Annotated in this window: 22 protein-coding genes; 6 read left to right on the top strand and 16 right to left on the bottom strand. The window is 50.9% G+C overall.

What is annotated here, in order from left to right:
• Nucleotides 1–38 precede the first annotated feature (38 nt).
• From gnd to pgl, 3 genes are read left to right on the top strand one after another with little or no spacing between them, the layout of a single operon-like run.
• Complete coding sequence (gene gnd / locus CSD97_RS05670; protein WP_098032109.1) at nt 39–1514, top strand: decarboxylating NADP(+)-dependent phosphogluconate dehydrogenase; 1476 nt, start codon at nt 39–41, stop codon at nt 1512–1514.
• 16 nt (nt 1515–1530) lie between these two features.
• Nucleotides 1531–3027 carry a glucose-6-phosphate dehydrogenase gene (gene zwf, locus CSD97_RS05665; protein WP_057088332.1) on the top strand — a complete coding sequence of 499 codons (1497 nt, stop codon included), beginning with the start codon at nt 1531–1533 and terminating at the stop codon, nt 3025–3027.
• A complete protein-coding gene (gene pgl, locus CSD97_RS05660) occupies nt 3024–3740 on the top strand; it encodes a 6-phosphogluconolactonase (protein ID WP_005836269.1) in 717 nt (238 codons plus the stop codon). Before zwf ends, pgl begins: the two co-directional genes overlap by 4 nt.
• Here pgl and CSD97_RS05655 read toward each other — a convergent pair.
• The 9 genes from CSD97_RS05655 to CSD97_RS05615 all read right to left on the bottom strand — a co-directional run bounded on the left by CSD97_RS05655 (nt 3733) and on the right by CSD97_RS05615 (nt 13627).
• The gene (locus tag CSD97_RS05655) at nt 3733–4776 is read right to left on the bottom strand and encodes a DUF2776 family protein (RefSeq protein ID WP_005828056.1); all 1044 of its coding nucleotides are present in this window, start codon (nt 4774–4776) and stop codon (nt 3733–3735) included. The genes pgl and CSD97_RS05655 overlap by 8 nt on opposite strands.
• 99 nt (nt 4777–4875) lie before the next feature.
• Complete coding sequence (gene pdxH, locus CSD97_RS05650; RefSeq protein ID WP_098032070.1) at nt 4876–5520, bottom strand: pyridoxamine 5'-phosphate oxidase; 645 nt, start codon at nt 5518–5520, stop codon at nt 4876–4878.
• A 316-nt stretch (nt 5521–5836) separates the two neighbouring features.
• Complete coding sequence (locus CSD97_RS05645) at nt 5837–6523, bottom strand: energy transducer TonB (RefSeq protein ID WP_098032069.1); 687 nt, start codon at nt 6521–6523, stop codon at nt 5837–5839.
• Nucleotides 6524–6935: 412 nt separating this feature from the next.
• Complete coding sequence (locus CSD97_RS05640) at nt 6936–7637, bottom strand: LytTR family DNA-binding domain-containing protein (RefSeq protein WP_005828060.1); 702 nt, start codon at nt 7635–7637, stop codon at nt 6936–6938.
• Nucleotides 7634–8701, bottom strand: coding sequence for a sensor histidine kinase (locus CSD97_RS05635; protein ID WP_005836278.1), 1068 nt, complete (start codon nt 8699–8701; stop codon nt 7634–7636). Before CSD97_RS05635 ends, CSD97_RS05640 begins: the two co-directional genes overlap by 4 nt.
• Before the next feature lie 245 nt (nt 8702–8946).
• On the bottom strand, nt 8947–10167 hold the full coding sequence (locus tag CSD97_RS05630) for an ABC transporter permease (protein ID WP_005828065.1): 1221 nt from the start codon (nt 10165–10167) through the stop codon (nt 8947–8949).
• Between the two features lie 53 nt (nt 10168–10220).
• Complete coding sequence (locus CSD97_RS05625; protein WP_098032068.1) at nt 10221–10967, bottom strand: ABC transporter ATP-binding protein; 747 nt, start codon at nt 10965–10967, stop codon at nt 10221–10223.
• A gap of 15 nt (nt 10968–10982) precedes the next feature.
• Nucleotides 10983–12212: an efflux RND transporter periplasmic adaptor subunit gene (locus CSD97_RS05620; RefSeq protein ID WP_098032067.1), complete on the bottom strand. Its 1230-nt coding sequence runs from the start codon at nt 12210–12212 to the stop codon at nt 10983–10985.
• Nucleotides 12213–12226: 14 nt separating this feature from the next.
• Nucleotides 12227–13627: a TolC family protein gene (locus CSD97_RS05615; RefSeq protein WP_057088295.1), complete on the bottom strand. Its 1401-nt coding sequence runs from the start codon at nt 13625–13627 to the stop codon at nt 12227–12229.
• A 210-nt stretch (nt 13628–13837) separates the two neighbouring features.
• Here CSD97_RS05615 and CSD97_RS05610 point away from each other — a divergent pair, with 210 nt between their 5' ends.
• The 3 genes from CSD97_RS05610 to CSD97_RS05600 all read left to right on the top strand — a co-directional run bounded on the left by CSD97_RS05610 (nt 13838) and on the right by CSD97_RS05600 (nt 16926).
• Nucleotides 13838–14059: a DUF4492 domain-containing protein gene (locus tag CSD97_RS05610; RefSeq protein WP_005836288.1), complete on the top strand. Its 222-nt coding sequence runs from the start codon at nt 13838–13840 to the stop codon at nt 14057–14059.
• Nucleotides 14060–14182: 123 nt separating this feature from the next.
• Nucleotides 14183–15757 carry a cytochrome ubiquinol oxidase subunit I gene (locus CSD97_RS05605; RefSeq protein ID WP_061412888.1) on the top strand — a complete coding sequence of 525 codons (1575 nt, stop codon included), beginning with the start codon at nt 14183–14185 and terminating at the stop codon, nt 15755–15757.
• A gap of 20 nt (nt 15758–15777) precedes the next feature.
• Nucleotides 15778–16926 (top strand): cytochrome d ubiquinol oxidase subunit II, encoded by a 1149-nt coding sequence (locus CSD97_RS05600; RefSeq protein WP_005828073.1) that lies wholly within the window; start codon nt 15778–15780, stop codon nt 16924–16926.
• 68 nt (nt 16927–16994) lie between these two features.
• On the opposite strand, the gene mtgA is transcribed toward CSD97_RS05600, so the two are convergent.
• The 7 genes from mtgA to potA form a co-directional block, all read right to left on the bottom strand.
• Entirely contained in the window at nt 16995–17699 is a 705-nt protein-coding gene (gene mtgA, locus CSD97_RS05595; RefSeq protein ID WP_005828075.1) for a monofunctional biosynthetic peptidoglycan transglycosylase, read from the bottom strand.
• An 80-nt stretch (nt 17700–17779) separates the two neighbouring features.
• On the bottom strand, nt 17780–18454 hold the full coding sequence (locus CSD97_RS05590; protein WP_005828077.1) for an OmpA family protein: 675 nt from the start codon (nt 18452–18454) through the stop codon (nt 17780–17782).
• Nucleotides 18455–18554: 100 nt separating this feature from the next.
• A complete protein-coding gene (locus tag CSD97_RS05585; RefSeq protein WP_098032066.1) occupies nt 18555–19883 on the bottom strand; it encodes an MATE family efflux transporter in 1329 nt (442 codons plus the stop codon).
• Between the two features lie 32 nt (nt 19884–19915).
• Nucleotides 19916–21253, bottom strand: coding sequence for an ABC transporter substrate-binding protein (locus CSD97_RS05580; protein WP_171028991.1), 1338 nt, complete (start codon nt 21251–21253; stop codon nt 19916–19918).
• A 44-nt stretch (nt 21254–21297) separates the two neighbouring features.
• Nucleotides 21298–22089 (bottom strand): ABC transporter permease, encoded by a 792-nt coding sequence (locus tag CSD97_RS05575; RefSeq protein WP_008663130.1) that lies wholly within the window; start codon nt 22087–22089, stop codon nt 21298–21300.
• Complete coding sequence (locus CSD97_RS05570) at nt 22086–22859, bottom strand: ABC transporter permease (RefSeq protein WP_035457908.1); 774 nt, start codon at nt 22857–22859, stop codon at nt 22086–22088. The genes CSD97_RS05575 and CSD97_RS05570 overlap by 4 nt, the downstream gene beginning before the upstream one ends.
• Before the next feature lie 16 nt (nt 22860–22875).
• Nucleotides 22876–24282: a polyamine ABC transporter ATP-binding protein gene (potA, locus tag CSD97_RS05565; protein ID WP_098032065.1), complete on the bottom strand. Its 1407-nt coding sequence runs from the start codon at nt 24280–24282 to the stop codon at nt 22876–22878.
• Nucleotides 24283–24456 lie beyond the last annotated feature (174 nt).

Raw genomic sequence — 24456 nt, 5'->3', positions numbered from 1 at the left:
GCATTTTGTTTCCATATAAAGACAAAATTTACATGAATATGAAGAATTTAAATAAAACAGACATTGGACTTATCGGTCTGGCAGTTATGGGCGAGAATTTGGCCCTCAATATGGCAGATAAGGGATGGAATGTTTCGGTATATAATCGTACGGTTCCGGGAGTGGAAGAAGGGGTGGTGGAACGTTTTGTGAACGGCCGCGCCAAAGGGAAAAAAATTGAAGGCTATACAGATATAGCCGAATTTGTAACTTCCATTGCCATACCCCGCAAAATAATGATGATGGTTCGTGCCGGCAGTGCGGTGGATGAACTGATGGAACAGCTGTTTCCCCATTTGTCCGAAGGGGATATCCTGATTGACGGTGGTAATTCCAATTATGAGGACACCAACCGGCGTGTGGCATTGGCCGAAAAGAAAGGCTTCCGTTTTGTGGGAGCTGGAGTTTCCGGTGGAGAGGAAGGAGCGCTGAACGGCGCGTCTATCATGCCCGGAGGATCTGAAAGTGCCTGGCCTGAGGTGAAGCCTATCCTGCAGAGTATTGCGGCAAAAGCATCTGACGGTACCCCGTGCTGCCAGTGGATTGGTCCTGCCGGTTCCGGTCATTTCGTCAAGATGATACATAACGGTATCGAATATGGAGATATGCAGCTTATTGCCGAAGCTTATTGGGTGATGAAGAATCTGCTTGGTCTGGACAATGGACAGATGGCGGAAATCTTTGCTGATTGGAATGAGGGTAAGTTGCGTAGCTATCTCATTGAAATTACCGCCAACATACTGCGTCATAAGGACAAATCAGGAGGTTACCTGATAGATAAGATATTGGATACCGCCGGACAGAAAGGTACGGGCAAGTGGTCCGTTATCAATGCGATGGAGCTGGGCATGCCGTTGGGGCTGATTGCTACGGCTGTGTTCGAACGTAGTTTGTCGGCACAGAAGGGCTTGCGTGAAACGGCTTCCAAGCAATTTGTATGCCGACGCTCGCAGGCGGTGTACAACAAGTCGGAGATGGTGAAGGATATCTATTCCGCACTCTATGCTTCCAAATTAGTGTCATATGCTCAGGGATTCGCCGTGTTGCAGCGTGCATCCGACGCTTTTGCCTGGAACCTCGATTTGGCATCCATCGCACGCATGTGGCGGGGCGGCTGCATCATCCGTAGTATTTTCCTGAACGACATAGCTACGGCTTTCGAGGCAAAAGACAAGTCCAAACATCTGCTGTTGGCTCCTTATTTCAAAAATGAAATGCAGCTGTTGCTTTCCGGCTGGAAACATCTGGTGGCACAATCCATGAAAGAGGAACTTCCGGTGCCTGCATTCTCGTCCGCCTTGAATTATTTCTATTCGCTGGTGTCTGCCAAGTTGCCTGCCAATATGATTCAGGCGCAACGTGACTATTTTGGTGCGCATACCTTTGAAAGGACAGACGAGTTGCGTGGACAGTTTTTCCATGAAAATTGGACGGGACACGGAGGAGATACGAAATCGGGTACGTACAATGTGTGAGAAAGGGGAGAAGATGATGAAGAAATTAGTGATTGTTATATTCGGCGCTTCGGGTGACTTGACGAAGCGCAAACTGATGCCGGCGCTCTATACTTTATATAGTGGCGGGCGGTTGCCGGAAGGATTCTCCATTCTGGGGATAGGACGCACCGAGTATACGGATGCCCGTTACCAAGAATATATAATGAGTGAATTGAGTAAGTTCGTAGCTTCCAAAGAGCAGGTGGAAGATAAAATGAGGGATTTTTGCAGCCATCTGCATTACCAGACATTGGATCCCGCCGAGGTTGAAGGCTATCATCTGCTGGACGGACGTTTACAAGAGTTTACCGGTGAGCAGAAACCGGACAACCTGCTGTTCTATCTGGCTACTCCACCTTCCTTGTACGGTGTCATTCCCTTGCACTTGAAGGCGGCCGGTCTGAACCGTCCTGATACGCGTATCATCGTTGAAAAGCCGTTCGGTTACGATTTGGAGTCAGCCAGAAAGCTGAATAGCATTTATGCTTCCGTTTTCAAGGAGCATCAGATTTACCGCATCGACCATTTTTTGGGTAAGGAAACGGCGCAGAACATTCTCGCCTTCCGTTTTGCCAACGGAATCTTCGAACCGCTATGGAACCGTAATTATATAGACTATGTGGAGATTACAGCCGTAGAGAATCTGGGTATCGAAGGACGTGGCGGATTCTATGAAGGTGCCGGAGCCCTGCGCGATATGGTACAAAACCACCTCATACAGCTTGTGGCGCTCACTGCATTGGAACCGCCTGCCGTTTTCAATGCCGATAATTTCCGCAACGAGGTGGTGAAGGTCTATGAGTCATTGGCCCCCTTGACAGAGGAGGATTTGGAGGAACACATTGTCCGCGGACAATATACGGCTTCGGGCTCGAAAGCCGGGTATAGGGAAGAGAAGAACGTGGCACCTGATTCGCGTACCGAAACGTATATTGCCATGAAAATCGGTATTAACAACTGGCGGTGGAAGGGTGTTCCTTTCTATATCCGTACCGGCAAACAAATGCCGACAAAGGTGACTGAGATTGTTGTACATTTCCGTGAGACGCCCCATCAGATGTTCCGTTGCGAGGGTGGACATTGTCCCCGCGCGAATAAGCTGATTCTCCGCCTGCAACCCAATGAAGGTATTGTGCTGAAATTCGGCATGAAGACTCCCGGACCCGGATTTGACGTGAAGCAGGTGATGATGGACTTCAGTTATGACCAGTTGGGCGGGTTGCCTACCGGCGATGCCTATGCCCGTCTGATAGAGGACTGCATACAAGGTGACCCTACACTCTTTACCCGCAGCGACGCGGTAGAGGCTTCATGGCGCTTTTTCGATCCCGTGTTGCGTTATTGGAAAGAGCATACGGATGCTCCTTTATATGGGTATCCCGTAGGTACGTGGGGACCTTTGGAAAGTGAAGCGATGATGCACGAACATGGTGCTGAGTGGACTAATCCGTGTAAGAATTTGACTAATACAGATGAATATTGCGAGTTATGAAAAGTTATGTTTACCATTCGGCTACAGCTACGGCACATGCGTTGATTGAACATTTGATTGCGATGATGGAGCGTGAGCCGGAAAAGACCTTTTATTTTGCATTCAGTGGGGGAAGTACTCCTTCGCTGATGTTTGACATTTGGGCCAACGAGTACAAGGAGGTGACTCCTTGGATGCGGATGCGGATTTATTGGGTGGATGAACGGTGTGTGCCGGCAGAGGATTATGAGAGCAATTATGGTACCATGCGCCGTTTGCTGTTGGATGAAGTAGGCATGCCCGATGAATACGTTTATCCTATTTATGGAGTGAACCGCCCGGAGATTGAAGCAAAGAACTATTCGACGCTGGTTTGCCGCACGGTTCCGCTTTGGGGTGGCTTCCCGGCCTTCGATGTCGTTTTGCTCGGTGCTGGAGACGACGGGCATACCTCCTCTATCTTTCCGGGGCAGGAATATCTGCTTTCTTCCTTTCATCCTTATGAGGTGAGTGTCAATCCCTATAATGGGCAGAAACGCATAGCCATGACCGGCTGCCTTTTGTTTGCTGCGAAGAATCTTATTTTCTTTATTACCGGCAAGAATAAGGCGGATGTGGTCCGCGATATTCTTGATTCCGGGGATACCGGTCCGGCAGCTTATGTGGCCCACCATGCCGAGCGTGTGGAATTGTTCCTCGATGCTCAGGCCAATGGCGGGAAAATGTCTACTTAGATGTACCGCTCTCCAGAATGCTTACGATGGAGAATAATGTAAAGCAGATGCCTCCCAAACCTGCCAGTACGCGTGCAGGGACAAAATAGGCATTGTGCAGGCTTGCCATCTCAAACAGAAAGGCGGAGAGAAACAGACAAGCCAGGGCCGTGAAGACCGGAATCAGCGGGATGCGGTTGGCCAGCTTGAAAGTGTTCCGCCAGATGGCGGCAAGTAGTATGACTTTGCTGGAAATGCTGTAGCATACCAGTCCCAGGCCTATCATAATATATCCTGTGGAGGAGAGTGCCGGATTGCTGTTGGCCAAGACCAGAAGTCCCCAGAGAATGCTTATGCTGCCCATTATCAAAACAAGGGCCGGCCATTGTTTCCGTTCAGACTTTGTATAGTTGTTGCGTATCTGGCGGACGATGGTTGCAACCAGCGCCACCAAGCTGGAACAGATACAAGCAAGTCCTGCCATGACATGGCCTGCTACATAATATGCATTGTGCTCGCTGCTTTTTGACAATAGCCAGAAGGCCCATATCCATGCCATTACTGCCATAAGGGTGGCAACTGCTATCAGGATATATCCCTGGGAGGAATTGAATGCATCGGCAGGTTGTAGCTGGTCGGTACGTTCCGAGTTGGCGGGAATGAGGGTGAAGCGGGTGGAGGCTGTGGCTGTGGTAGCTACACAAGCTGTGATGAAACCGACTCCGCAAATCACGTGTCCTGCCACGAAATTACTTGCCGTGGCAGCTTCGTGCATATAATTCCAACCATAGATTACTGTGAGTACGGCTGCCAGGTAACCAATAACCGGAAGTGCGTATCTGGCTATCGGATTGTAGGTATGAATAATTTGTCTAATGATTGTTGCCGCTGTGGCGAACAAGGCAATGCAAATCATCCCTAAGGAAAATACTACCGGACCGGCCACAAATTTTGCCGAATCCAGTCCTTCGTGGAGCACAAAGGCTCCGTAGCCGAAACAGAAAAGGGCCATCAACAAGGGTATAGCCCTGAAAAGAATACTGATACCGTAATTCATAACTGTTGTTTTTAGAGTTTCCCCTTCAAACAGCGTTTCTGTGGCTTTGTTCCTCCTTTTAAGATTTATTTGTGATGAGAAGTGTTTCCCTGTCCGTATTTAGGGAGCCAGCCTCTCCTTTTTCCAGCTGCCATCCGCTTGTTGGGAATAGAGGAAACGGTCGTGTAGCCTGCTTTCCCGTCCTTGCCAGAATTCAAAACGGAAAGGGGTAACGGCAAAACCTCCCCAGTTGTCGGGACGTTTGATACTTTGCCCTATCCATGTTGCCGCTTCGCGGACGAACGCGCGCATTATCTCCATACGGCTGCCTATGACGTGACTTTGGGGTGAAATCCTCGCCCCGATTTTACTTTTGTAAGGCCTGCTTGCAAAATAGGCGTCAGAATCGGCAGGAGCGCATCTTTCAGCTTTTCCTTCAATATGTATTTGCCTTTCCAGTTTGTGCCATACGAAAGATAAGGATATATACGGATTTGCAGTCAGTTGCCGGCCTTTCCTGCTTTCGTAGTTGGTGAAGAAGATGAGCCGGCCATTTTCCACCCCTTTCAGCAACACTGTGCGTGTAGAGGGATGTCCGTCTGACGAGACTGTAGCTACCGTCATGGCGGTGGGCTCGTACTCATCACTATGGATAGCATCGTTCAGCCAATGGTCGAATTGCTCAAGGGGATTGTCGTTGAGGTTACCCGGTGTCAGCCTGCCTTTCTTATATTCTCTTCTGATGTCAAAGAGTTGTGATTTCATTATCGTGTGGTTTTATCAGGAGTGATATATTGTTTTTCTATGTAACAGTCTGAGAGGGCTGAATGTTTTTGTTTTTCTGCGGAAAGAAAAATATGGAAGAAGGAAATGGCTGTGTTGATACTTAAAAAAATGGGGGTGTGTCAAAATTCACCACAGATTACACGGATTAACACAGAATGAGCTTAATCTACTGATAATCAAAGATGCTTATCTGTGCAAATCTGTGTAATCTGTGGTGAATACCAGTTTCGACACACCCTCGGATATTGGAGATTACCTTATGGAGACAAGTGGAAAGTGGACACTGGCATGTCTGCTATTGTAATTTAAACATTACGGGAACTGTGAATTTACAACGGACCGGTTTGCCTCGTTGCTCACCGGGTTTCCATTTGGGCATGGTGGAAATTACACGGATAGCTTCTTTGTCCAGATAGGGCTCTACGCCTCTTACTACTTTTACATCTACGATGCTGCCGTCTTTGTTGACAACGAATTGTACTATTACGCGCCCCTGGGTTCCGGTCTCTTGCGCAATAGTCGGGTATTTTATACTCTTACCCAGATATTGCATCAGACTCATGCCATTATAAGAAAACTCGGGATTCTTCTCTACAACTTCAAAAATCTCATCCTCTACCGGAATCTCTTCATCTACGGTTGGAGATATGGGTTTGATGATTACAGCTTCACCGATTTCTTCGGAAGAGGCAATGGCTGTTTCTTTCACATTGTCATTATCATCCACAATTGTCAATACCTCGGCAATTGCAGGAGCTTGAGGGGGTGGTGGAGCTACTAATTCGGGTTGCTCCGTGATAGGAATTTCAATTTCCTGCTCAAATACGTTCTCGGTAATAGCACCGCTCATGTCAATCCTAACATCACGCTTCGACCATTCAAATGCAACGAACATGAAGACCAGCACAATTACATAACCTACAAGTAGCCAACTTGACTTCTTGTTTTCCAGGCTTGCTTTGGATGTTTTCTTGATTTCCATAATTTACAAGATTATTACCGTATAATGGTTGTCGCGAAACTAACATTATACAGATGTGATTAGTAAAATCATAAAACATGCGTGCCCACTTGTTTCTGTATTAAAGATAAGAAAATGAATGTTATGTTGGTGTTTGATATGTAGTTATATATAGTTTTTTAAATTTGCTTTGATAATTTTTCTGCTTGTGGATTAAATAGTGTTGATATGTAAAAAGCACTTCCAGCGTTCGCTTACGGAGGAAGTGCTTCACACAAAAACTAAACTAGACTTAACTAAACTATTCTATTGGGGGAGTTTCACAACTCCTATCTGTTCGGTGCAAAGATAAAAAAACATATTTTAATATGCAAAAAGATTCTATAATAAATCGACGGTTTTTCCGATTTTATCGACGGATTGGTCGATTTTTTTAGCTTCTTTGGTCTAAAAATTCTTGAAAAGCCAGTTTATAGCTGTCGCTTATCGGGATGTAGTTCTTTCCGAACACGATGCGACCACGGTCTATAATACGTATTTTATTCTTCTGAACAATGTAGGAACGGTGGACGCGCATGAAACGCGAGGCAGGCAGAAGTTCCTCCATTGCCTTCATGCTCATGAGAGACAAGATAGGCTTGGGAGAATCCTCCTCGTAGATTTTGAGATAGTCTTTCAGCCCCTCTATGTACAGAATTTTACTCAATTCGATTTGCACCAGCTTATACTCGCTCTTTACGAAGATGCTCTGAATCTCTTCCTTGGGCTGTTGCAGCAATTCAAACCATTGCACAGCCTTGTTGGCAGCCTGCAGAAAGTCGACGTAGGAGATGGGTTTCAGCAGGTAGTCCAGCGCATTGACTTTGTAGCCGTCTATGGCATACTGGTCGAAGGCGGTGGTAAAGACAATGCGGGTGCCGGAATCGACCATCTTCGAAAATTCCAGTCCGTTCAGTTCGGGCATCTGGATGTCGAGGAAAAGCAGGTCGATGTGCTTCTCGGGCAACTCCTTGATGGCTTGTACGGCACTGGAGTATTTACCGACCAACTCTAGAAACGGGGTCTTGTTGACGTAGCTTTCCAGCAACCCCAGGGCGAGGGGCTCGTCGTCTACAATGGCGCACTTCAGATTCATATCTTTATAATTAAAATAGATTTATACTCTTTCATGTCCTCACTCACTCCTTGCTGCCAGTCGTAATGACCGGGATAGGTCAGCTCCAGACGCTTGCGCACTTGTTCCAACCCGATGCCGCTTCCACTCTTGTCTGCCACGCTTTTGGGATGATAGCTGTTGGTTATTTCGCAATGTATCTCTCCGGGGCTTTCACTGAAGTGGATACGGATAAAGCTGGGTTCGGTGGGGGAGATGCCATGCTTGAAGGCATTCTCTATGAGGGAAATAAAGATGAGCGGAGCTATTTCAGTACGGCTGTCCGGTCGGACGTCTATCTTTGTTTCCACACGGACGTTGGCGGAGAGACGGATGCGCATCAGTTCGATGTAGTTGCGGATGAAGTCCATCTCCTTGTCCAGGGTGACGAAGTTCTGCTGATTGTCATACAGCACATGGCGCAGCAGTCGGCTCAGTTCCTGCACGGCAGTCTGTGCCTTGTCGGCATCGAAGGCGATGAGGGCGTAGATGTTATTCAGCGTATTGAGCAGGAAGTGCGGGTTGAGCTGGTTGCGCAGGTTCTTCAACTCGGCTTCCGTGCGGCTTTTCTCGGCTTCGCGGCGGGCGGCGTCCATCTGCGCCCAGCGGCGGCTCAGCTTGATGGCAGCGCTGAGGCCGGCGGTGAGAATCATGGTCGAGACGTCGCGCAAGATGAATATCCATTTGGGAGGCCCCATGTGCTGACCGTCATCATCGCCGCGCATATGGTTTTGGAATGTGTATTCTTGCCAAAGGTGGGCGCCGGTGGTAATGCAGATGATGAGCAGTGTGTTCAGCAGGAGATACTGCCGGATGCGTCCCTCGAACAAGTAGCGGGGAATGAGGAGGCAGTAGTTGATGTAGAATACAAGGAAGAATGAGAGGGTACTGCTGCTACCGTGGCGCAGATAGTCCGCAAGGCTGATATTGAAGCCGCTGCGTGTCATCATCAGAAAGGGGAAACCGATGACGATACCCCAGACAATGATGTGTATCAGGGTTTCGATGCCGCGGCGGCGTGGGTTAGGGAGCTGTTGTTTCATCATGATACAAAGATACGGATTTTAGGTGGATATTGGAAATATCCGCTGCCTGCGAAGCAAATCTCTGTTCGCAGGTTGCGGATAAGCGTTTCCAGGTTGCGGATATGTATCCCAAGCTTGCGGATGTCTATCCCAAGGCTTGGGATAGAGATTGTTCTTAGTTTCGCATAACTTTTTTCCCTATTGCCGGAAACTTTTTTCCTAATACTTAAGAACTATTTGGCTAACTTCCGGCAAGGGAGAAAAGGTTATTCGTAGCGTATGGCCTCTATCGGGTCGAGGTCCGCAGCTTTCTTGGCGGGATACCAACCGAAGAACACTCCGGTGACGGTACATACGGCGAAGGAGAGGAATACACTCCACGGCTGGATGAAGATGGGCCAGTGGGCAACGCCCTTCACTATCAAGCTGGCTCCGCATCCGATGATGACACCGATAATGCCTCCGGTGATGCTGATAAGAATGGCTTCGATGAGGAACTGGCTCAAGATGTCGACACCGCGGGCGCCTACACTCATGCGCAGGCCGATTTCGCGCGTGCGTTCCGTCACCGATACGTACATGATGTTCATAATGCCGATGCCGCCCACTACGAGCGAAATGCCGGCTATGCAGGCAAGCAGCGTGGTCATCAGGTCGGTGGTGGAGTTCAGCATGGTGCTGAGTTCCTGCTGGCTGCGAATGGTGAAGTCGTCGTCGTCACTCTCCTTCAGCTTGTGGTTGCGGCGCAGTATCTCGGTGATCTCGTCGGTGGCATTGTCCGTCATGTCCTCGGTGAGGGCGGAGGCGAAGATGCCGCTAAGGTAGGTCTGTGCCAGCAGGCGTTTCATCACGGTGCTGTAGGGGGCAAGCACTACGTCGTCTTGGTCCATGCCCATGGAGTTGTAGCCTTTGGACTTCAGCACGCCCACCACGCGGAAGGGCACTTGGTTGAAACGGATGATACGTCCCACGGGGTCCTCTCCTCCGGGAAAGAGGTTGTCTTGGATGGTCTTTCCGATGACGCACACCTTGGCAGAGGTCTGTATGTCGGCTTCGGTAAACATCTCGCCGTTCTCCACGCTGAGCTGCCGGATTTCGAGATAGTCCGTGCCCACGCCGCTCACGGAGGAAGGGTAGTTGTTGTTGCCCGCGATGAGCTGCCCGCTGGAGGAGACATTGGGGCTGACGGCAGCCAGGAAGTTGGTTTCGTTGCGCAGGGCTTCGTAGTCGGTCAGCTTCAAGGTCTGCATGGCGCTGGGGTCTTGGCGGACACCGCCGCGCATGTCGGCACCGGGGTGAATCATAATCATGTTGGAGCCCATCTCGGAGATTTGCGCCTGGATGCTTTTCTTCGAACCTTGTCCGATGGCAAGCATCGTGATGACGGACGCCACGCCAATGATGATGCCCAGCATGGTGAGGAATGCGCGCAGCTTGTTGTTGTTCAAGGCTCGCAAGGCTATTTTGAAAAGGTTTGTTCCGTTCATATCGTTTTAATGGAAAGTTTAAAATTAATCCCTAATCCTTAATCCCTTATCCCTCATTCCTCCTCCTGCTTAGGCAATGCTGCCAGGGCTTCGGCTGCATTCTGGATTTGGGTGTTGATGGTATCGTCCTTGATTTGTCCGTCGCGCAGCACGATGTTGCGGCTGCTGTACTGGGCTATTTCGGGGTTGTGGGTGACGAAGATGATGGTGCGCCCTTCGGCATGCAGCTTTTGGAACAGTACCAGAATCTCGAAAGAAGTACGGGTGTCCAGGTTACCCGTAGCTTCGTCTGCCAGGATAACGGCGGGATTGTTCACCAAGGCGCGGGCGATGGCTACGCGTTGCATCTGACCGCCGGACATCTGATTGGACTTATGTTCCAGTCGGTCGCCCAGCCCCACGGCTTGCAGGGCTTCGATGGCACGTCTCCGCCTTTCGGAAGCCGAGACGGAGGAGTTATACATCAGCGGTAGCTCCACATTTTCCACGGCAGTGGTTTTGGGCAGCAGGTTGTAGCTCTGGAATACGAAGCCGATTTTACGGTTGCGTAGTACGGCGCGTTGAGGCTTGCTCATGGTACGTACGGAGATACCGTCCAGCAGGTATTCGCCGCTGGTGGGTGTGTCCAGGCAGCCGAGGGTATTCAGCAAAGTAGACTTTCCGGAGCCCGATGTACCCATGATGGTGACAAACTCGCCTTCACGGATGGTGAACGAGACGCCGTGCAGGGCATGCACGGTTTCGTCCCCCACCTGGAAGTTGCGTTTGATATTTTGAAGTTCAATGACTGCTTTATTCATAATTCTTTTTTTGTATTATTTTCCGCTCTTCTTCTTACTTCCCGGAGGGCCAGGCATGAACGGACTCTTCTCACCGCCGGGAGCTTCCTGGCTCATGTCCGGAGCGCCGCTGCCGGGCATGCTGCCGATGGTGGCTTCGGTCACTACTATGGTACCTTCGTTAATGCCACTGATAATTTCCGTGTTGACTCCGTTGGAGATACCTATCTTCACTGGATGGGCGGTAAAGGTGTTGCCTTTGCGGGTCCAGAGTTTATGTTCCCCTTCGCAATCCTTCACGATATCATTGTCGCCGATAAGCGGTTTTTCGGGGTTGAAGCGCAGGGCACGGGCGGGAGCGCACAGCACGTCTTTGCGGTCGAGGGTGAAGATGGTGACGTTAGCTGTCAGGCGTGGTTTCAGTTTCAGGTCCGGGTTGTGGGCGGAGATGACTACTTCGTAGGTCACAACCGTGCTGGTGCTGGTGTTCGACGTGCTGCTTGAGCTGGCATCTCCCAGACGAATTTGTGTGACCACTCCTTCGAACACGTCATTCGGGTAGGCGTCTACGGTAAACGTGGCGCGCTGTCCCTCTTCCACACCGCCTATGTCCGCTTCGTCCACGTCGGCCACAACCTGCATCTGCGTCAGGTCGGCAGCGATGGTGAACAGTGTCGGTGTCTCGAAGCCGGAAGCCACGGTCTGTCCTGCTTCCACGTCACGGCTGATGACCACACCGTCGATGGGAGAGGTGATGGTGGCGTAGGAGAGGTTGCGTTCAGCCTTTGCCAGTGATGCCTGGCTGCTTTCGTAGTTGCTGCGGGCCTTCTCGTAGTTATAGACGGATTGCTCATAGTCCGTGGCGGCGATGAGCTGCTTTTCGTTCAGCGTCTTGTTGCGTTCGTAGAGTTTCTTCTGGTACTCGTATTCGGCCTTTGCACCGTTGTAGGCGGCGCGTTGCGAGGCAAGTTCGCTTTGCAGGGTCACGCGGTCCATCTCGGCAATGAGCTGGCCTTTGGTTACTACGGAATTGTAGTCTACATGAATCTTGTCAATGATACCGCTCACCTGGGTACCCACTTCCACTTCTGTCACCGGTTCGATGGTTCCCGTGGCGGTTACGGATTCGGAAATCTCACCTTTATGGATGGTTGCTGTGGCGTAGGTCACCTTGTGCTTGGCCTTGGCACCACCGAAGAGCCATACGCCGCCGCCCACTATGATTACGGCAGCTACGGCAATGAGGATGATTCTTTTTTTGTTCATATATATATAAGGTATTATAATTCGATTTTTTCTCCTTGATAAAACTTCAGTAGCTGCATATTCAGTATGGCCATGTATTTGGCTTGCAGTGTCTCCTGCTGTGCGCTGAGCAGATTGCTTTTCTCAGTCAGCAGTTCTACGGTATTCTTCATGCCCAGGTTGAACTGCTCTTGAATCAGTTCATAGCTGGTCTGCGTACTTTTCAGTTTCTCTGTGGCGGCGGCGTAGCGCTGCTGGGCGCTGTTGGCATCGAGCCAGAGGGTTTCGATGGTCTTGTACAGCGTTTTTTGGTCGTCCAGCAGGTCCAGTTCGCTGGTCTGCTTCTGAATCTTGGCTTTCTCTACGGCACTCTTGGTCTGCCGGTTGCTGAAGATAGGCACGCTTACGGTGAAGCCCAGCGAGTTGTTCCAGTTCTGTTTGACTTGCTCGCTGAAGGTGAAGTCATTGCCGTTGGCATGGCTGGTTCCGATGCCGGCGCTGAGGCTCAGCGTAGGCAGATAGCCAGCGCGGGCAATTTTGATGTCGAGGTCGGATGTCTGTATATTCAGTTTGCCGGCTTCTATTTCCGGACGGAGCACGAGGGCAGAACGGTAAACGTCCGTTTTGGTGGGCAGGGGTGCCAGTACGTTTTCCGTGCCGAGTGTGGGGATGTAGAGGTTCATCTCGGATTCGCCGTCCAGTTCCAGGAGTTGTTTCAGTTGTAGTTTGTAGTCTTGCAGGGTGGCTTGTGCTGTCACCAGCTGGTACTTGTCGGTACTCACTTGCGCTTCCAGTTGTGCCAGGTCGCTTTTGGCTATGCTTCCTGCTTCGAGAAGTTGGCGGGCGCGTTCGCATTCGGCCTGGCTCACTTCCAGGGTCGATTCGTTCACTTTCACGGCTTCGGCGGCGTAGAGTATCTGTACGTAGGTTTGTGCGATACTTTCTTCGATGCTGTTCTCGCTCTGTGCTACGCTAAGTTCGGCAATGCGGTTGTTCAGTTGCTGTTGTTTGATGGTGTTGAGGCGTTTCCCGCCGTTGTAGAGGGTCCAGTTGGCATCGATGCCGTAGCTGCCGTTATAGGAAGTCTTGCTCTGGCTGCTGGTGATGTTGTCGCCGTCGATGATGGTGTTTGTCTCGCTCTTCGGGCGATTCACGACACGCTGGCTCACACTGGCCGAAAGGCTGGGGAAGAGAGCGGCTCGGGCGGTCTTTACATCTACCTGGGCACTTTCCGCACTGAGGCGGTTCTTGCGGATGGTGATGTTTTGCTGCAAGGCATAGTCGATGCACGCTTGCAAGTCCCATTGGGCGGGCAGGCTGTCGGCTGGCTGCTCGGAACTGCCGGGTATCTGCGTGGAAGTGCCGTTTTGGGCGGCCACTCCCATACAGCTTGCCATACATAGCGCTATCACTGTCAATCTTTTTACGTTCGTCATATCTTCGTTATTCTATGGTTTTACATTTGCAAATGTAGTAGGGTGGAGAAAGGATTGCAAAAGTGATAGACGTTGGGGAAATTTTCCTCGCCTAAAATCTTTTTTGTACCGATGAATGGGAGAAGTCTTTTTTCTGTTCAACTTTTCACCTTTTTATTTGTTCTTTATATAAAAGTATTTTATATTTGTAATCATTATAATTTTATCGGCATGAAACAGACTGCGGTAAACATTTGGCGTTTTTATTTGGAAGGTTTTCGAAGTATGACGTTAGGGCGTACTTTGTGGCTTATCATTCTTGTGAAGTTATTCATCATGTTCTTCATTCTCCGCCTTTTCTTCTTCCCACGGTTTCTGAATACCCCCGTGGTGGGCGATGACAAGGAAGGCTATGTCAGTAATGAGCTTATCCATCGGAGTCTGGGCGACTAAACACGGAGACACAGAGTTTATTTCCTTGCCCTTATAAATTCTCCGTGTCTCTCTGTTCTTACCCGATAACTTAAAAACTTAATAACTCATAACTTATAACTCATAACTCATAACTTGATTCTTATGCTTGGACACATTGACACTTCCCTGATTGACTGGTCGAGAGCCCAATTTGCCTTGACCGCCATCTATCACTGGATTTTTGTGCCGCTGACACTTGGACTGGCGGTAATTATGGGCATCATGGAGACAGCGTACTACCGTACGGGTGACGAATTTTGGAAACGTACTGCCAAATTCTGGATGAAGATTTTCGGTATCAACTTTGCTATTGGTGTAGCAACCGGTATTATTCTGGAATTTGAATTCGGTACGAATTGGAGTAATTACAGTTGGTTTGTGGGCGACATCTTCGGTGCGCCGCTTGCCATCGAGGGTATTTTGGCTTTCTTTATGGAAGCAACGTTTATCGCCGTCATGTTCTTCGGCTGGGATAAGGTGAGCAAGCGTTTCCACCTGGCATCTACTTGGCTCACGGGGCTGGGCGCCACGATTTCTGCCTGGTGGATTCTGGTTGCCAATGCGTGGATGCAGAATCCCGTAGGTATGGAGTTCAATCCCGATACGGCACGCAACGAGATGGTGGACTTCTGGGCTGTGGCAACTTCGCCGATGGCTGTCAACAAGTTCTTCCACAGCGTGCTGTCCGGCTGGGTGCTGGCTGCCGTGTTTGTAGTAGGCGTAAGCTGCTGGTATCTGTGGAAGAAGCGCGAGAAGAAATTTGCGCTGGCAAGTGTAAAGATTGCCGCATGGGTAGGTCTGTGTGCCGCTGTGCTCTCTGCCTGGACGGGTGATGGCTCGGGCTATCAGGTGGCGCAAAAGCAGCCGATGAAGCTGGCTGCTATGGAAGGCTATTATGAAGGGCGGCAAGGTGCCGGATTGGTAGCGTTCGGGCTGCTGAATCCTGCCAAGCAGACACCGCAGGACGGAGTAGACCCATTCCTTTTCCGTGTGGAAATTCCGAAGATGCTGTCGTTGCTTGCCGAGCGCAAGATGGATGCTTTTGTTCCCGGTATCAATGACCTGCTGAAAGGCGGATATCCGTTGAGCGATGGTACCGTAGCGCTTTCGGCAGAGGAGAAAATAGAAAAAGGAAAAACGGCTATCGGTGCGTTTGCCGCCTATCGTGCAGCCAAGGCTGCGGGCAATGAGGCAGATGCAGAGGTGGCTGCCAAAGTGTTGAAAGATAATGTAGCCTATTTCGGTTACGGTTATATCAAGGACGTGAACGAGCTGGTGCCCAATGTGCCCCTTACGTTCTACATGTTCCGTGTGATGGTGATGTTGGGTGGATATTTCATTCTCTTCTTTATCGTAGTGCTGTTCCTGGCCTATAAGAAAGACTTGTCGCGGATGCCGTGGATGCATTGGGTGGCTATGCTCACCATTCCGCTGGGCTATCTGGCCGGACAAGCCGGATGGGTGGTTGCCGAGTGCGGTCGCCAGCCGTGGGCCATCCAAGATATGCTGCCCACGAGTGCCGCCATCTCCAAGCTGGATGTCGGCTCCGTGCAGACCACGTTCTTTATCTTCCTGGTACTTTTCACTGTCATGCTGATTGCCGAGGTGGGAATTATGCTGAAGGCCATTCGCAAAGGTCCGGAAACCGAAACGCACACACCGTCACATAACTCATAACTTATAACTCATAACTCACAATGAATGCTTATATATTTCTTCAACACTATTGGTGGTTCGTAGTCTCCTTGCTGGGAGCACTGCTGGTATTCCTGCTGTTTGTGCAGGGAGGTAATTCGCTTCTGTTCTGTCTGGGGAAGACGGAGGAGCAGAAGAAGATGATGATTAATTCTACGGGACGGAAGTGGGAGTTCACGTTTACAACGCTTGTCACGTTTGGAGGCGCGTTCTTTGCTTCGTTTCCGTTGTTCTATAGTACCAGTTTCGGAGGAGCTTATTGGTTGTGGATGATTATTCTGTTCAGCTTTGTGTTGCAGGCTGTCAGCTACGAGTTTCAGTCGAAGGCGGGAAATCTGCTGGGCAAGACAACGTATCGCACGTTCCTGGTGATAAACGGAGTGGTAGGTCCGGTATTGCTGGGTGGGGCAGTGGCCACGTTCTTCACGGGGTCTAACTTCTATATCAATAAAGGGAATATCGCAGATGCGGCAATGCCGGTTATCAGTCAATGGGCTAACGGCTGGCATGGGTTGGATGCGTTGCTTAATCCGTGGAATGTGGTGCTGGGGCTGGCTGTGTTCTTCCTGGCACGTATCTTGGGAGCGCTTTATTTTATTAATAATATCAATGAGGATGATTTGGTGAAACGCTGCCGCCGGGCACTTTGGGGAAATACGGCGTTGTTCCTGGTATTCTTCCTGGCCTTCGTCATCCGTACGCTGCTTGCCGACGGCTATGCTGTACGCCCGGAAACGGGAGAGGTGTTCATGGAACCTTACAAGTATCTGACGAACTTCCTGCAGATGCCGGTAGTGCTGCTTGTATTCCTGGTTGGTGTGGTGGCTGTGCTCTGGGGCATTATCCGCACGCTGTGGAAGCCGGCATTCGACAAGGGTATCTGGTTTGCCGGTGCAGGGACGGTGCTTACGGTATTGGCACTGCTGCTTGTGGCAGGCTATAACAATACGGCCTATTATCCTTCTACCCACGACCTGCAAAGCTCACTCACGTTGGCAAACAGTTGCTCGAGCCAGTTCACACTGAAGGTTATGGCTTATGTCTCTATCCTTGTTCCTTTCGTTCTTGCCTACATCTTCTACGCTTGGCGCAGTATCGACAATCGCAAGATTGATGCGAAGGAGATGGAAGAGGGAGGACACGCGTATTAATTAAAAATTAAGAATTAAAGGAGGATGTGTCATCTGTGTGCTATTAACTGTTTTGATACATCCTCTTCTTATTCTTTTGTCCGCTTCTCATTTAGCTGGAATTTGGGTACCAGTTTCATCAATCGTAGAATCTGTCCTTGCCTTTTCTTTATGTAAGGGGAGGGGTGTGCTGAGTCGAAGCGTATGGGGTTGGGCAATGTTGCCGCTATTAGTGCGCACTGTCCGGCAGAGAGCTTGGCTGCTGTAGTCTTGAACTTGTATTTGGCGGCAGCTTGTGCGCCATAGATGCCTTTTCCCATTTCGATGGAGTTGAGATAGACCTCCATGATACGTTCTTTGGACCAGAAGAACTCTATTAGTACGGTGAAGTAGACTTCCAGTCCTTTACGTACCCAGGAAGACTGGGGCCATAGGAATACATTCTTTGCCGTCTGCTGGCTGATGGTGCTTGCGCCCCGTTTCCGTTTTCTTGTTTCATTCTCCTTTATCGCTTTCTGTATCTCGATGAAATCGAATCCGTTGTGTGTGGCAAACCGGTTGTCTTCCGAGGCAATGACGGCCATAGGCAGGTGAGGGGATATCTTGTCGGAAGATACCCAAGTGTGGTGCCAGCATGGACTTTCACCCTTAAAGACCTGTTGCACGCTGCGAATAACCATCAGTGGCGTGATGTAGACGGGTACAAAACGATAAGCCACTACCGCTAGGATAGTGGAAATAAAGAAGAATAATATGATGTTGCGGAGGAACCGCAAAGGCTTCGGGAGTTTCATGGAGAGAGTGCCAATGTGATTAATGTGTTAATGTGCCAATATGCATATTGGCACATTAACACATTAATCACTTTACCATATTAATTAGCTGCCTCCGCATTCTTAATCATCTGTTCGCTGGCATACATATATACCTCTACGCGTCGGTTCTGGTCGGCAGACAGACTTTCGTCGTATTCGTTGTATCCCACGCCTTCCACTTTCTTGAACTGGGCCGGAGATACGCCGCAATCCTGCAAATAGTTCTCTACGGCATAGGCGCGGTTCTTGGAAACTTTCATGTTGGCTTCGTAAGTACCCACTTTGTCGGTATGGCCGATGATGGCGATATCGGTTGTCGGGTCTTCCTTCAGAATCTGTGCGAGTTCGCGCAGGGAAGCCTTTGCCTCGTTGCTCAGTGCTGCGGAGTTGAAGCCGAAAAGAATACCTGCCGCAAAGGATACTTTGACAGCCGGCAAGCCGTTTGCATCCGTCACCTGCTCCACTTGGGCGCCTTCAATCTTGGCAGCTTCGGCAGCCTTCTTGTCCATCTTGTGTCCGATGGCAACGCCGGCACCCGTACCTACTGCAGCACCTACCGCAGCTCCAATGGCTGCCCCCTTGCCTTTACCTATCAGTCCGCCGATAATGGCACCTGCTGCTGCACCGGAGCCACCGCCGATTATTCCACCTTTGGCCTTGTTGTTCATTGTGCCGCAACTGCCCAGCAGCAATGCGCCGCACAAAAGTAATACTGTAAATTTCATCTTCTTCATAACTCTTTTTCTTTAAAAGTTGACTTTATCTTTAATGTTGCAAATTTATGTATATAATAACCATATTCTTCTTTCTAAAGTTCGCCAGTTCTGTCCTTTTTTAGAGAATTTTCCTTTTGATGAGGACGAACCAGGCTGTCAGTATAAGACCTTTGGCAACGGTCGTTCCACTTACTGCCCACCAGATGGCGTCCACTCCCATACCCATGTGCACCAGCAATAACGCCACCGGAATACGCATGTAATTGCATCCGATGCTGACAATGGCAGGCGGCACTGTCCGTCCCAGTCCGTAGAACACGCCCTGCATGGTAATTTCCATCATCATGAACATTTGCGAATAGCCGTCGATGCGGAGGAAATCTCCACCCACACGGTAGGCTTCGGCCTCGGGTACGAAGATAGAGAACACCTCGCTGCCGAAGAAGATGAACAGTAGTGAGCAGAGGCTTCCGAATACGCCCGTCATCCACATGGTGGTGCGCCATGCTTGCTTCACGCGCGACTTCTGCCCCGCGGCATAGTTCTGGGCGATGAACGTGCTCAGCCCCGTGGAGAATCCTTGCGAAGTATTCCAGGTGATGGCCTCGATTTGTCCACCGGTGGTGAATGCCATCAGTCCGATGTGTCCTCCCTGCTCCGAGGCGGTGCGCGAGAGGAACATATTGACGAAGGCAAATAGCGTGTTCAGCGTAGCCACGGGCAGCCCGAGCTTGAAGATGCGCCGGGTGTACTTCTTTTTCAGCGGAACGATAAAGGAGAAACCTCCGAGCACGGCGCTTTTCCCCCGGAGTTTGTAGACGAAGATGCCGAATACTGTAGCTTCGGAAAGCCATGTGGCAAGTGCCGCGCCCACTGTTCCCCAACCGAAGCCGAAGATGAACAGAGGGTCGAGGACGATGTTCATTATCAGTCCCGTCCCGCTGATGTAGAACGGAATCTTGCTTCGTCCTGCCGCGTTGTAGATGCCCGTAAAGGCAGCGGAGAGAAAGATGAAAGGCAGTCCCGTCGACACGATGCGCAGATAAGTCACGGCGGCGTCCGTGATATGCTGTTTCAGCTCGAAGATGTTCAGGATGGGGCGGGCGAAAAGGAAGAGCAGACCTCCCCAGCAGACGGAGATGAGCAGGGCAATCGTAATGTTGTGCGAAGCAAAGCTGCGTGCATCCTCTTCGCTGCGTGCACCGATGGACTGGCCTACGCTGACTTCGGCGCCCACTTTATTGAGCAAGGCGATGGATCCGGACATCCACGTCAGTATGCCTACCGCACCTACTGCAGCCACGGACTCACTGCCCAGACGCCCTACCCATGCCATGTCCGTCAGGCTGTAGGCCATCTGGATGAACGAGGTGGCCATGATGGGCATTGCCAGCGTGAAAAGCTGGCGGTTGATGGGGCCTTGTGTCAGATTCTTTGTTCCTTGCACGTTGACGGGTTTTTAGGTAAACAATGTGTTGTTCATCCCCTTTTCCGCTTTCTGCGGAGACGGTGGCGGCGTTTCTGCTTGTACTTTCGTATCTTGGCATATACCAGCCAGATGAAGAGCAGACCGAAAACGGCGAAGATGAGCAGCACAATGCCTGTGTTGAGATTGTCACCTTTCACGCGGCTCCACATCTCGAGCACCAGTTCCGTGCGGTCGCCGAAGTCGCGTATCATGGCGCAGCGTTCCACTACTCGGCGGTCAGGATATTGTACCGGGTCTATCTGCAGGCTGTCGGCTCCGGGCAGGGGGCCGAAGAAGTAGCTGAGGTCGGAGTGCACGTCGAGCGTGGTATCGGTTTTGGCCTCCATGATTTCCGGTGTGGCTACGGCGCTGACGTAGCCGATGGCATCCATGTTGCGCAGTGCCACGGAAGGCTGGCAGAGGTAGTTGATGAAATAGCTTGCCGCCTTCACGTTGCGGGCGTAGCGGGGGATTACCCAGCCGTCGTACCAGATGTTGCTGCCTTCGCAGGGGACGGTGTAGTCCAGTTCCACACCCACGGCATCGGCCTCCTCGATGGCCCAGACGGCGTCGCCGCTCCAGGTGAAGTTAATCCACGCCTTGTTCTTGGTCATCATTTCCTTGCCGAAGTCGGCTTCCCAGCCGGCGATGTTGGGTTTCATCTCCTTGAGGCGTTGCTCGGCCAGGGCGATGGCCTGCGGGGAGTTGTCGTTCATCAGTTGCTCTACGGTGACGGTGCTGTCGGCCAGCTCCCGGGCGTGGGCGTAGATGATGGCGGTACCGTAGGCATCGCGGTAGCTGTCCTTCATCAGTATTTTGCCGCGGTTTTTGGAGTCCCAGAGGATGTCCCATGTGCCGGCCTCTTCGGCGGTAATAAACTTTTTGTTGAAGAGGATACCAGCGGTGCCCCACATGTAGGGCACGGCATAGTCCTCGGTCTGGCGTTCCGGTTGCGAGGTCTTGTTCAGCTCGTGGCGAATGTAGGGCGACACGTTGGGGATGTAGTCCGGCGTGTGGCCGAAGTTGCGGTCGATGGGTAGCAGGAGGTCTTTGCGAAGCATGCGTTCGATGATGTACTCCGAGGGGCATACGACGTCGAAGTCCTCGTGCCCGCGCTCAATTTTGGTGAGCATGATTTCGTTGATATCGAACACCTGGTAGATGATACGGAGGTCTTCGCCCGTCTGCTGCTTGTACCAGTCGGGAAATTCGGCAAGCACATCTTCATCGATGTAGTCCGCCCAGTTGTATATCTTCAGTACACGGCTGCGCTCTTCTGTGGAGTTTCCACAAGAAGAGAGGGATGCGATACAGCACAGTAGAATCAGTATGTTTATTATCCTTTTCATCATCTTGTTCTTGACAATTGATAACTTATAACTCATCACTCACATCAATCGTTTTTCGTCCGTTCGGCCCGCTTGTTGATTACAATCAGCAGCACCAGCACTGTCACGAAGATGATGGTGGAGAGTGGCCGCAGTTCCGGCGTCAGTCCACCTTTGCGCGCATCGGCGTAGATGTAGGTGGAGAGCGTTTCCAGCCCCTGGTTGCCGATGGTGAAGATGGTCACGGCAAAGTCGTCGATGGAGAGCGTGAAAGCAAGGATGAATCCGCTTATCATACCCGGAAATATCTCCGGAAGAATAACCTTGCGCAGTGCTTGGAACGGTGTGGCGCCCAGGTCGAGTGCCGCCTCGTAGACATTCTGGTTCATCTTTTTGAGCCGGGGCATTACGCTGAGCACCACGTAGGGCGTGCAGAAAGTGATGTGTGCCAGTACCACTGTGGTGAATCCTTGCGATATGCCGAAGCTGACGAACAGCAGGAACAGCGACACACCGGTGATAATGTCTGCATTCATCATCGGGATGGCATTGGCGAAGTTCATTACCTGCCGTGTGCGCGAGCGCAGATTGAAGATGCCGATAGCTGCAATGCTGCCCAGCGCCGTGCTGGCGGTGGCAGCAAGCAGGGCAATGGCGAATGTGTTCCAGATGGCATTTATCAGCGAGTGGTGCATCCCGCCCGTAAACAAGGAGCTGTACAGCTTGGTGGAGAACCCCGTCCAGTTGCCCAGCACCTTTGCCTCGGTGAAGGAGAATATCATGATTATCAGGATAGGCGAGTAGAGTAACGCCAGCAGCAGCCACAAGTAGCCGCGGGTCAAGATTCGTGTCATCATATCACACCTCCGCTTTCATTCGATGCCCCGTCCTCCTCGTTGGTAAAGAGGATGGTGATGCCTATCAGCAGCAGCATGATGAGCGAGAGGGCGGCACCGTAGTTCCACATTCCGTTGTAAATATTCTCTTGCACCGTGGTGCCGAACAGTTTGATGTTGTTCATCGTCAGCAACTCGGCAATGGCAAAGGTAGAAACCGTAGGCATAAACACCATCACTATGCCGCTCATCACTCCCGGCATGGAGAGCGGCAGAATCACCTTGCCGAATACGCGGGTAGGAGAGGCTCCCAAGTCCTGCGCAGCCTCAATCAGATTGTGGTCCATCTTCTGAAGAGTGTTGTAAATGGGGTATATCATGAACGGCAGGAAGTTGTAGACCATACCGAACACAAGGGCACCTTCGCCCAGCGGCAGGTTCAGGAAGTCGAACAGCGCCACTGTGGCAAGCGTACGTATCAAGATATTCACCCACATGGGGAGGATGAACAGCACCACCATGGTGCGTGAGGTGTTGAATTGCTTCTGGCTCAGGATATACGCTGCCGGATAGCCCAGCAGCAGGCAGACCAGCGTGGTGATAACGGCTATTCCGATGGAGTAGACAAACGTGTTCATCGCTTCGGGGTGCATCATGAACTTGCGGAAGTTGGCCAGCGTAAACGCTCCCCCTTCGTCCGTAAAGGCATAGAGCACGATGAGCAGTAGCGGTACTATGACAAATACAAGCAGAAACAGCGCGTAGGGTACCGTCCAGTTGCGCCGGCGCATGAAGAAATGGGATAACTTATTGAGCACTTCCTTCCTTATTAAGAGATTGAACAATCCGTATATTTTGAGGGGCGATGGTGATACCTACACGGTCGCCGTCGTCCCACACGTCGTTGGTGTCGACAAAGATATCTTCGTCCCAGTCCGTAAACACGGTCAGGTGGTAATGGTTTCCTTTGTAGAGGATGAATTTCACTTCACCCGTCAGACGGCCGTCCTCTTCGTTGTCCTCGAGGATGACGTACTGGAAGTCCACTTCCACTTGTACGCTACTGCCCGGTTCGATGCCTTGCACGGGCAGGCACTCGAAGTTGCAGCCTAGGAACTCTACATGTGTCTCGTCCACCAGCTTTCCTTCGAAGGTGTTGCAGGTGCGTTCCTTCTTCATCACATGGATGTCGAAGGGCTTCACCAGCAGACCGACTTCGCGTCCTGCCTCGAAGGCATGGTAGTCCTGCACCATCAGCTCGTAGCCTTCGCGCGTCTGCACCAGCATTTCGTAGTGCACACCCTTGAAGATGCAGCTGGTTACGGTCCCCGTCAGCTGTGCGGCGTCGGATACATCGAAGATGTAGATGTCTTCGGGGCGAATCACTACGTCTACCTGCATCTGCTCGCCAAATCCCGTGTCCACGCATTCAAATTCGTGTCCGCAGAAGGTGACGGCTTTATCCTTTATCATAACTCCGTTCAAGATGTTGCTTTCACCAATGAAGTCTGCTACGAAGGAGTTGATGGGTTCATTGTAGATGTCCGTCGGCACGCCTATTTGCTGGATGCGTCCTTCGCTCATCACGACGATGGTATCGCTCAAGGTCAGTGCCTCTTCCTGGTCGTGGGTCACATATACGAAGGTGATGCCCAGCTTCTGGTGCATCTCCTTTAGCTCCATCTGCATGTCCTTGCGCATTTTTAGGTCCAGGGCGGCAAGGGGTTCGTCCAGCAGCAGCACTTCGGGTTCGTTGACGATAGCTCGGGCAATGGCTACGCGCTGTTGCTGCCCGCCGGAGAGGGAGTCTACATCGCGGTCCTCATAGTCCGTCATGCCCACCATGCGCAGGGCCTGCTTTACCTTCTTCTCGATGGTGGCACCGGGCAGCTTCTTCAGCTTCAGCCCGAAGGCAATGTTGTTGAACACGTTGAGGTGGGGGAAGAGGGCGTACTTCTGGAACACGGTGTTCACCGGACGCTTGTGCGGCGGTGTCTGCGTGATGTCCTTTCCGGCAATGGTTATCACTCCTTCCGAGGCTGTCTGAAAGCCTGCAATGAGGCGTAACAGTGTTGTCTTTCCGCAGCCGGACGGTCCCAGTATTGTTACAAACTCGCCCTTACGGACAGACAAATTCACATCATTCAGCACGGCCTTGTCTCCGAAGAATTTCGATACGTGCTCCACACTGATGATGCAATCGGACTTTTGCATAAGCGTCTTTTACTTTATCCAAACGAATTAAACAAATCTCAGAAGAAAGCTGAAATAAAATCAAAACAGTTTCTCAAGCTTTCAAAAAAGCGGGTACAAAGTTACATAATTTATCGGGATTTTTCGCCTTACTCTAAAATTCATTATTCCTATGAAGTTAAAATAATAAGTAAT

The organism is Bacteroides sp. AR29 (assembly GCF_900217715.1).
In the GTDB taxonomy this organism is placed as follows: domain Bacteria; phylum Bacteroidota; class Bacteroidia; order Bacteroidales; family Bacteroidaceae; genus Bacteroides; species Bacteroides uniformis.
Note: the sequence above shows the minus strand (reverse complement) of the source record. Positions and strands in the feature narration are given on the sequence as shown.

Coding starts and splice junctions, on each gene's coding strand:
- CSD97_RS05625 (WP_098032068.1), bottom strand. CDS start 10,967: ATGAATAAAGCAGTCATTGAACTTCAAAATATCAAACGCAACTTCCAG.
- potA (WP_098032065.1), bottom strand. CDS start 24,282: ATGCAAAAGTCCGATTGCATCATCAGTGTGGAGCACGTATCGAAATTC.
- zwf (WP_057088332.1), top strand. CDS start 1,531: ATGAAGAAATTAGTGATTGTTATATTCGGCGCTTCGGGTGACTTGACG.
- CSD97_RS05590 (WP_005828077.1), bottom strand. CDS start 18,454: ATGAAGAAGATGAAATTTACAGTATTACTTTTGTGCGGCGCATTGCTG.
- CSD97_RS05605 (WP_061412888.1), top strand. CDS start 14,183: ATGCTTGGACACATTGACACTTCCCTGATTGACTGGTCGAGAGCCCAA.
- CSD97_RS05655 (WP_005828056.1), bottom strand. CDS start 4,776: ATGAATTACGGTATCAGTATTCTTTTCAGGGCTATACCCTTGTTGATG.
- CSD97_RS05615 (WP_057088295.1), bottom strand. CDS start 13,627: ATGACGAACGTAAAAAGATTGACAGTGATAGCGCTATGTATGGCAAGC.
- pdxH (WP_098032070.1), bottom strand. CDS start 5,520: ATGAAATCACAACTCTTTGACATCAGAAGAGAATATAAGAAAGGCAGG.
- CSD97_RS05575 (WP_008663130.1), bottom strand. CDS start 22,089: ATGATGACACGAATCTTGACCCGCGGCTACTTGTGGCTGCTGCTGGCG.
- mtgA (WP_005828075.1), bottom strand. CDS start 17,699: ATGAAACTCCCGAAGCCTTTGCGGTTCCTCCGCAACATCATATTATTC.
- CSD97_RS05630 (WP_005828065.1), bottom strand. CDS start 10,167: ATGAACGGAACAAACCTTTTCAAAATAGCCTTGCGAGCCTTGAACAAC.
- CSD97_RS05640 (WP_005828060.1), bottom strand. CDS start 7,637: ATGAATCTGAAGTGCGCCATTGTAGACGACGAGCCCCTCGCCCTGGGG.
- CSD97_RS05610 (WP_005836288.1), top strand. CDS start 13,838: ATGAAACAGACTGCGGTAAACATTTGGCGTTTTTATTTGGAAGGTTTT.
- CSD97_RS05600 (WP_005828073.1), top strand. CDS start 15,778: ATGAATGCTTATATATTTCTTCAACACTATTGGTGGTTCGTAGTCTCC.
- CSD97_RS05635 (WP_005836278.1), bottom strand. CDS start 8,701: ATGATGAAACAACAGCTCCCTAACCCACGCCGCCGCGGCATCGAAACC.
- gnd (WP_098032109.1), top strand. CDS start 39: ATGAAGAATTTAAATAAAACAGACATTGGACTTATCGGTCTGGCAGTT.
- pgl (WP_005836269.1), top strand. CDS start 3,024: ATGAAAAGTTATGTTTACCATTCGGCTACAGCTACGGCACATGCGTTG.
- CSD97_RS05570 (WP_035457908.1), bottom strand. CDS start 22,859: ATGCGCCGGCGCAACTGGACGGTACCCTACGCGCTGTTTCTGCTTGTA.
- CSD97_RS05620 (WP_098032067.1), bottom strand. CDS start 12,212: ATGAACAAAAAAAGAATCATCCTCATTGCCGTAGCTGCCGTAATCATA.
- CSD97_RS05580 (WP_171028991.1), bottom strand. CDS start 21,253: ATGAAAAGGATAATAAACATACTGATTCTACTGTGCTGTATCGCATCC.
- CSD97_RS05645 (WP_098032069.1), bottom strand. CDS start 6,523: ATGGAAATCAAGAAAACATCCAAAGCAAGCCTGGAAAACAAGAAGTCA.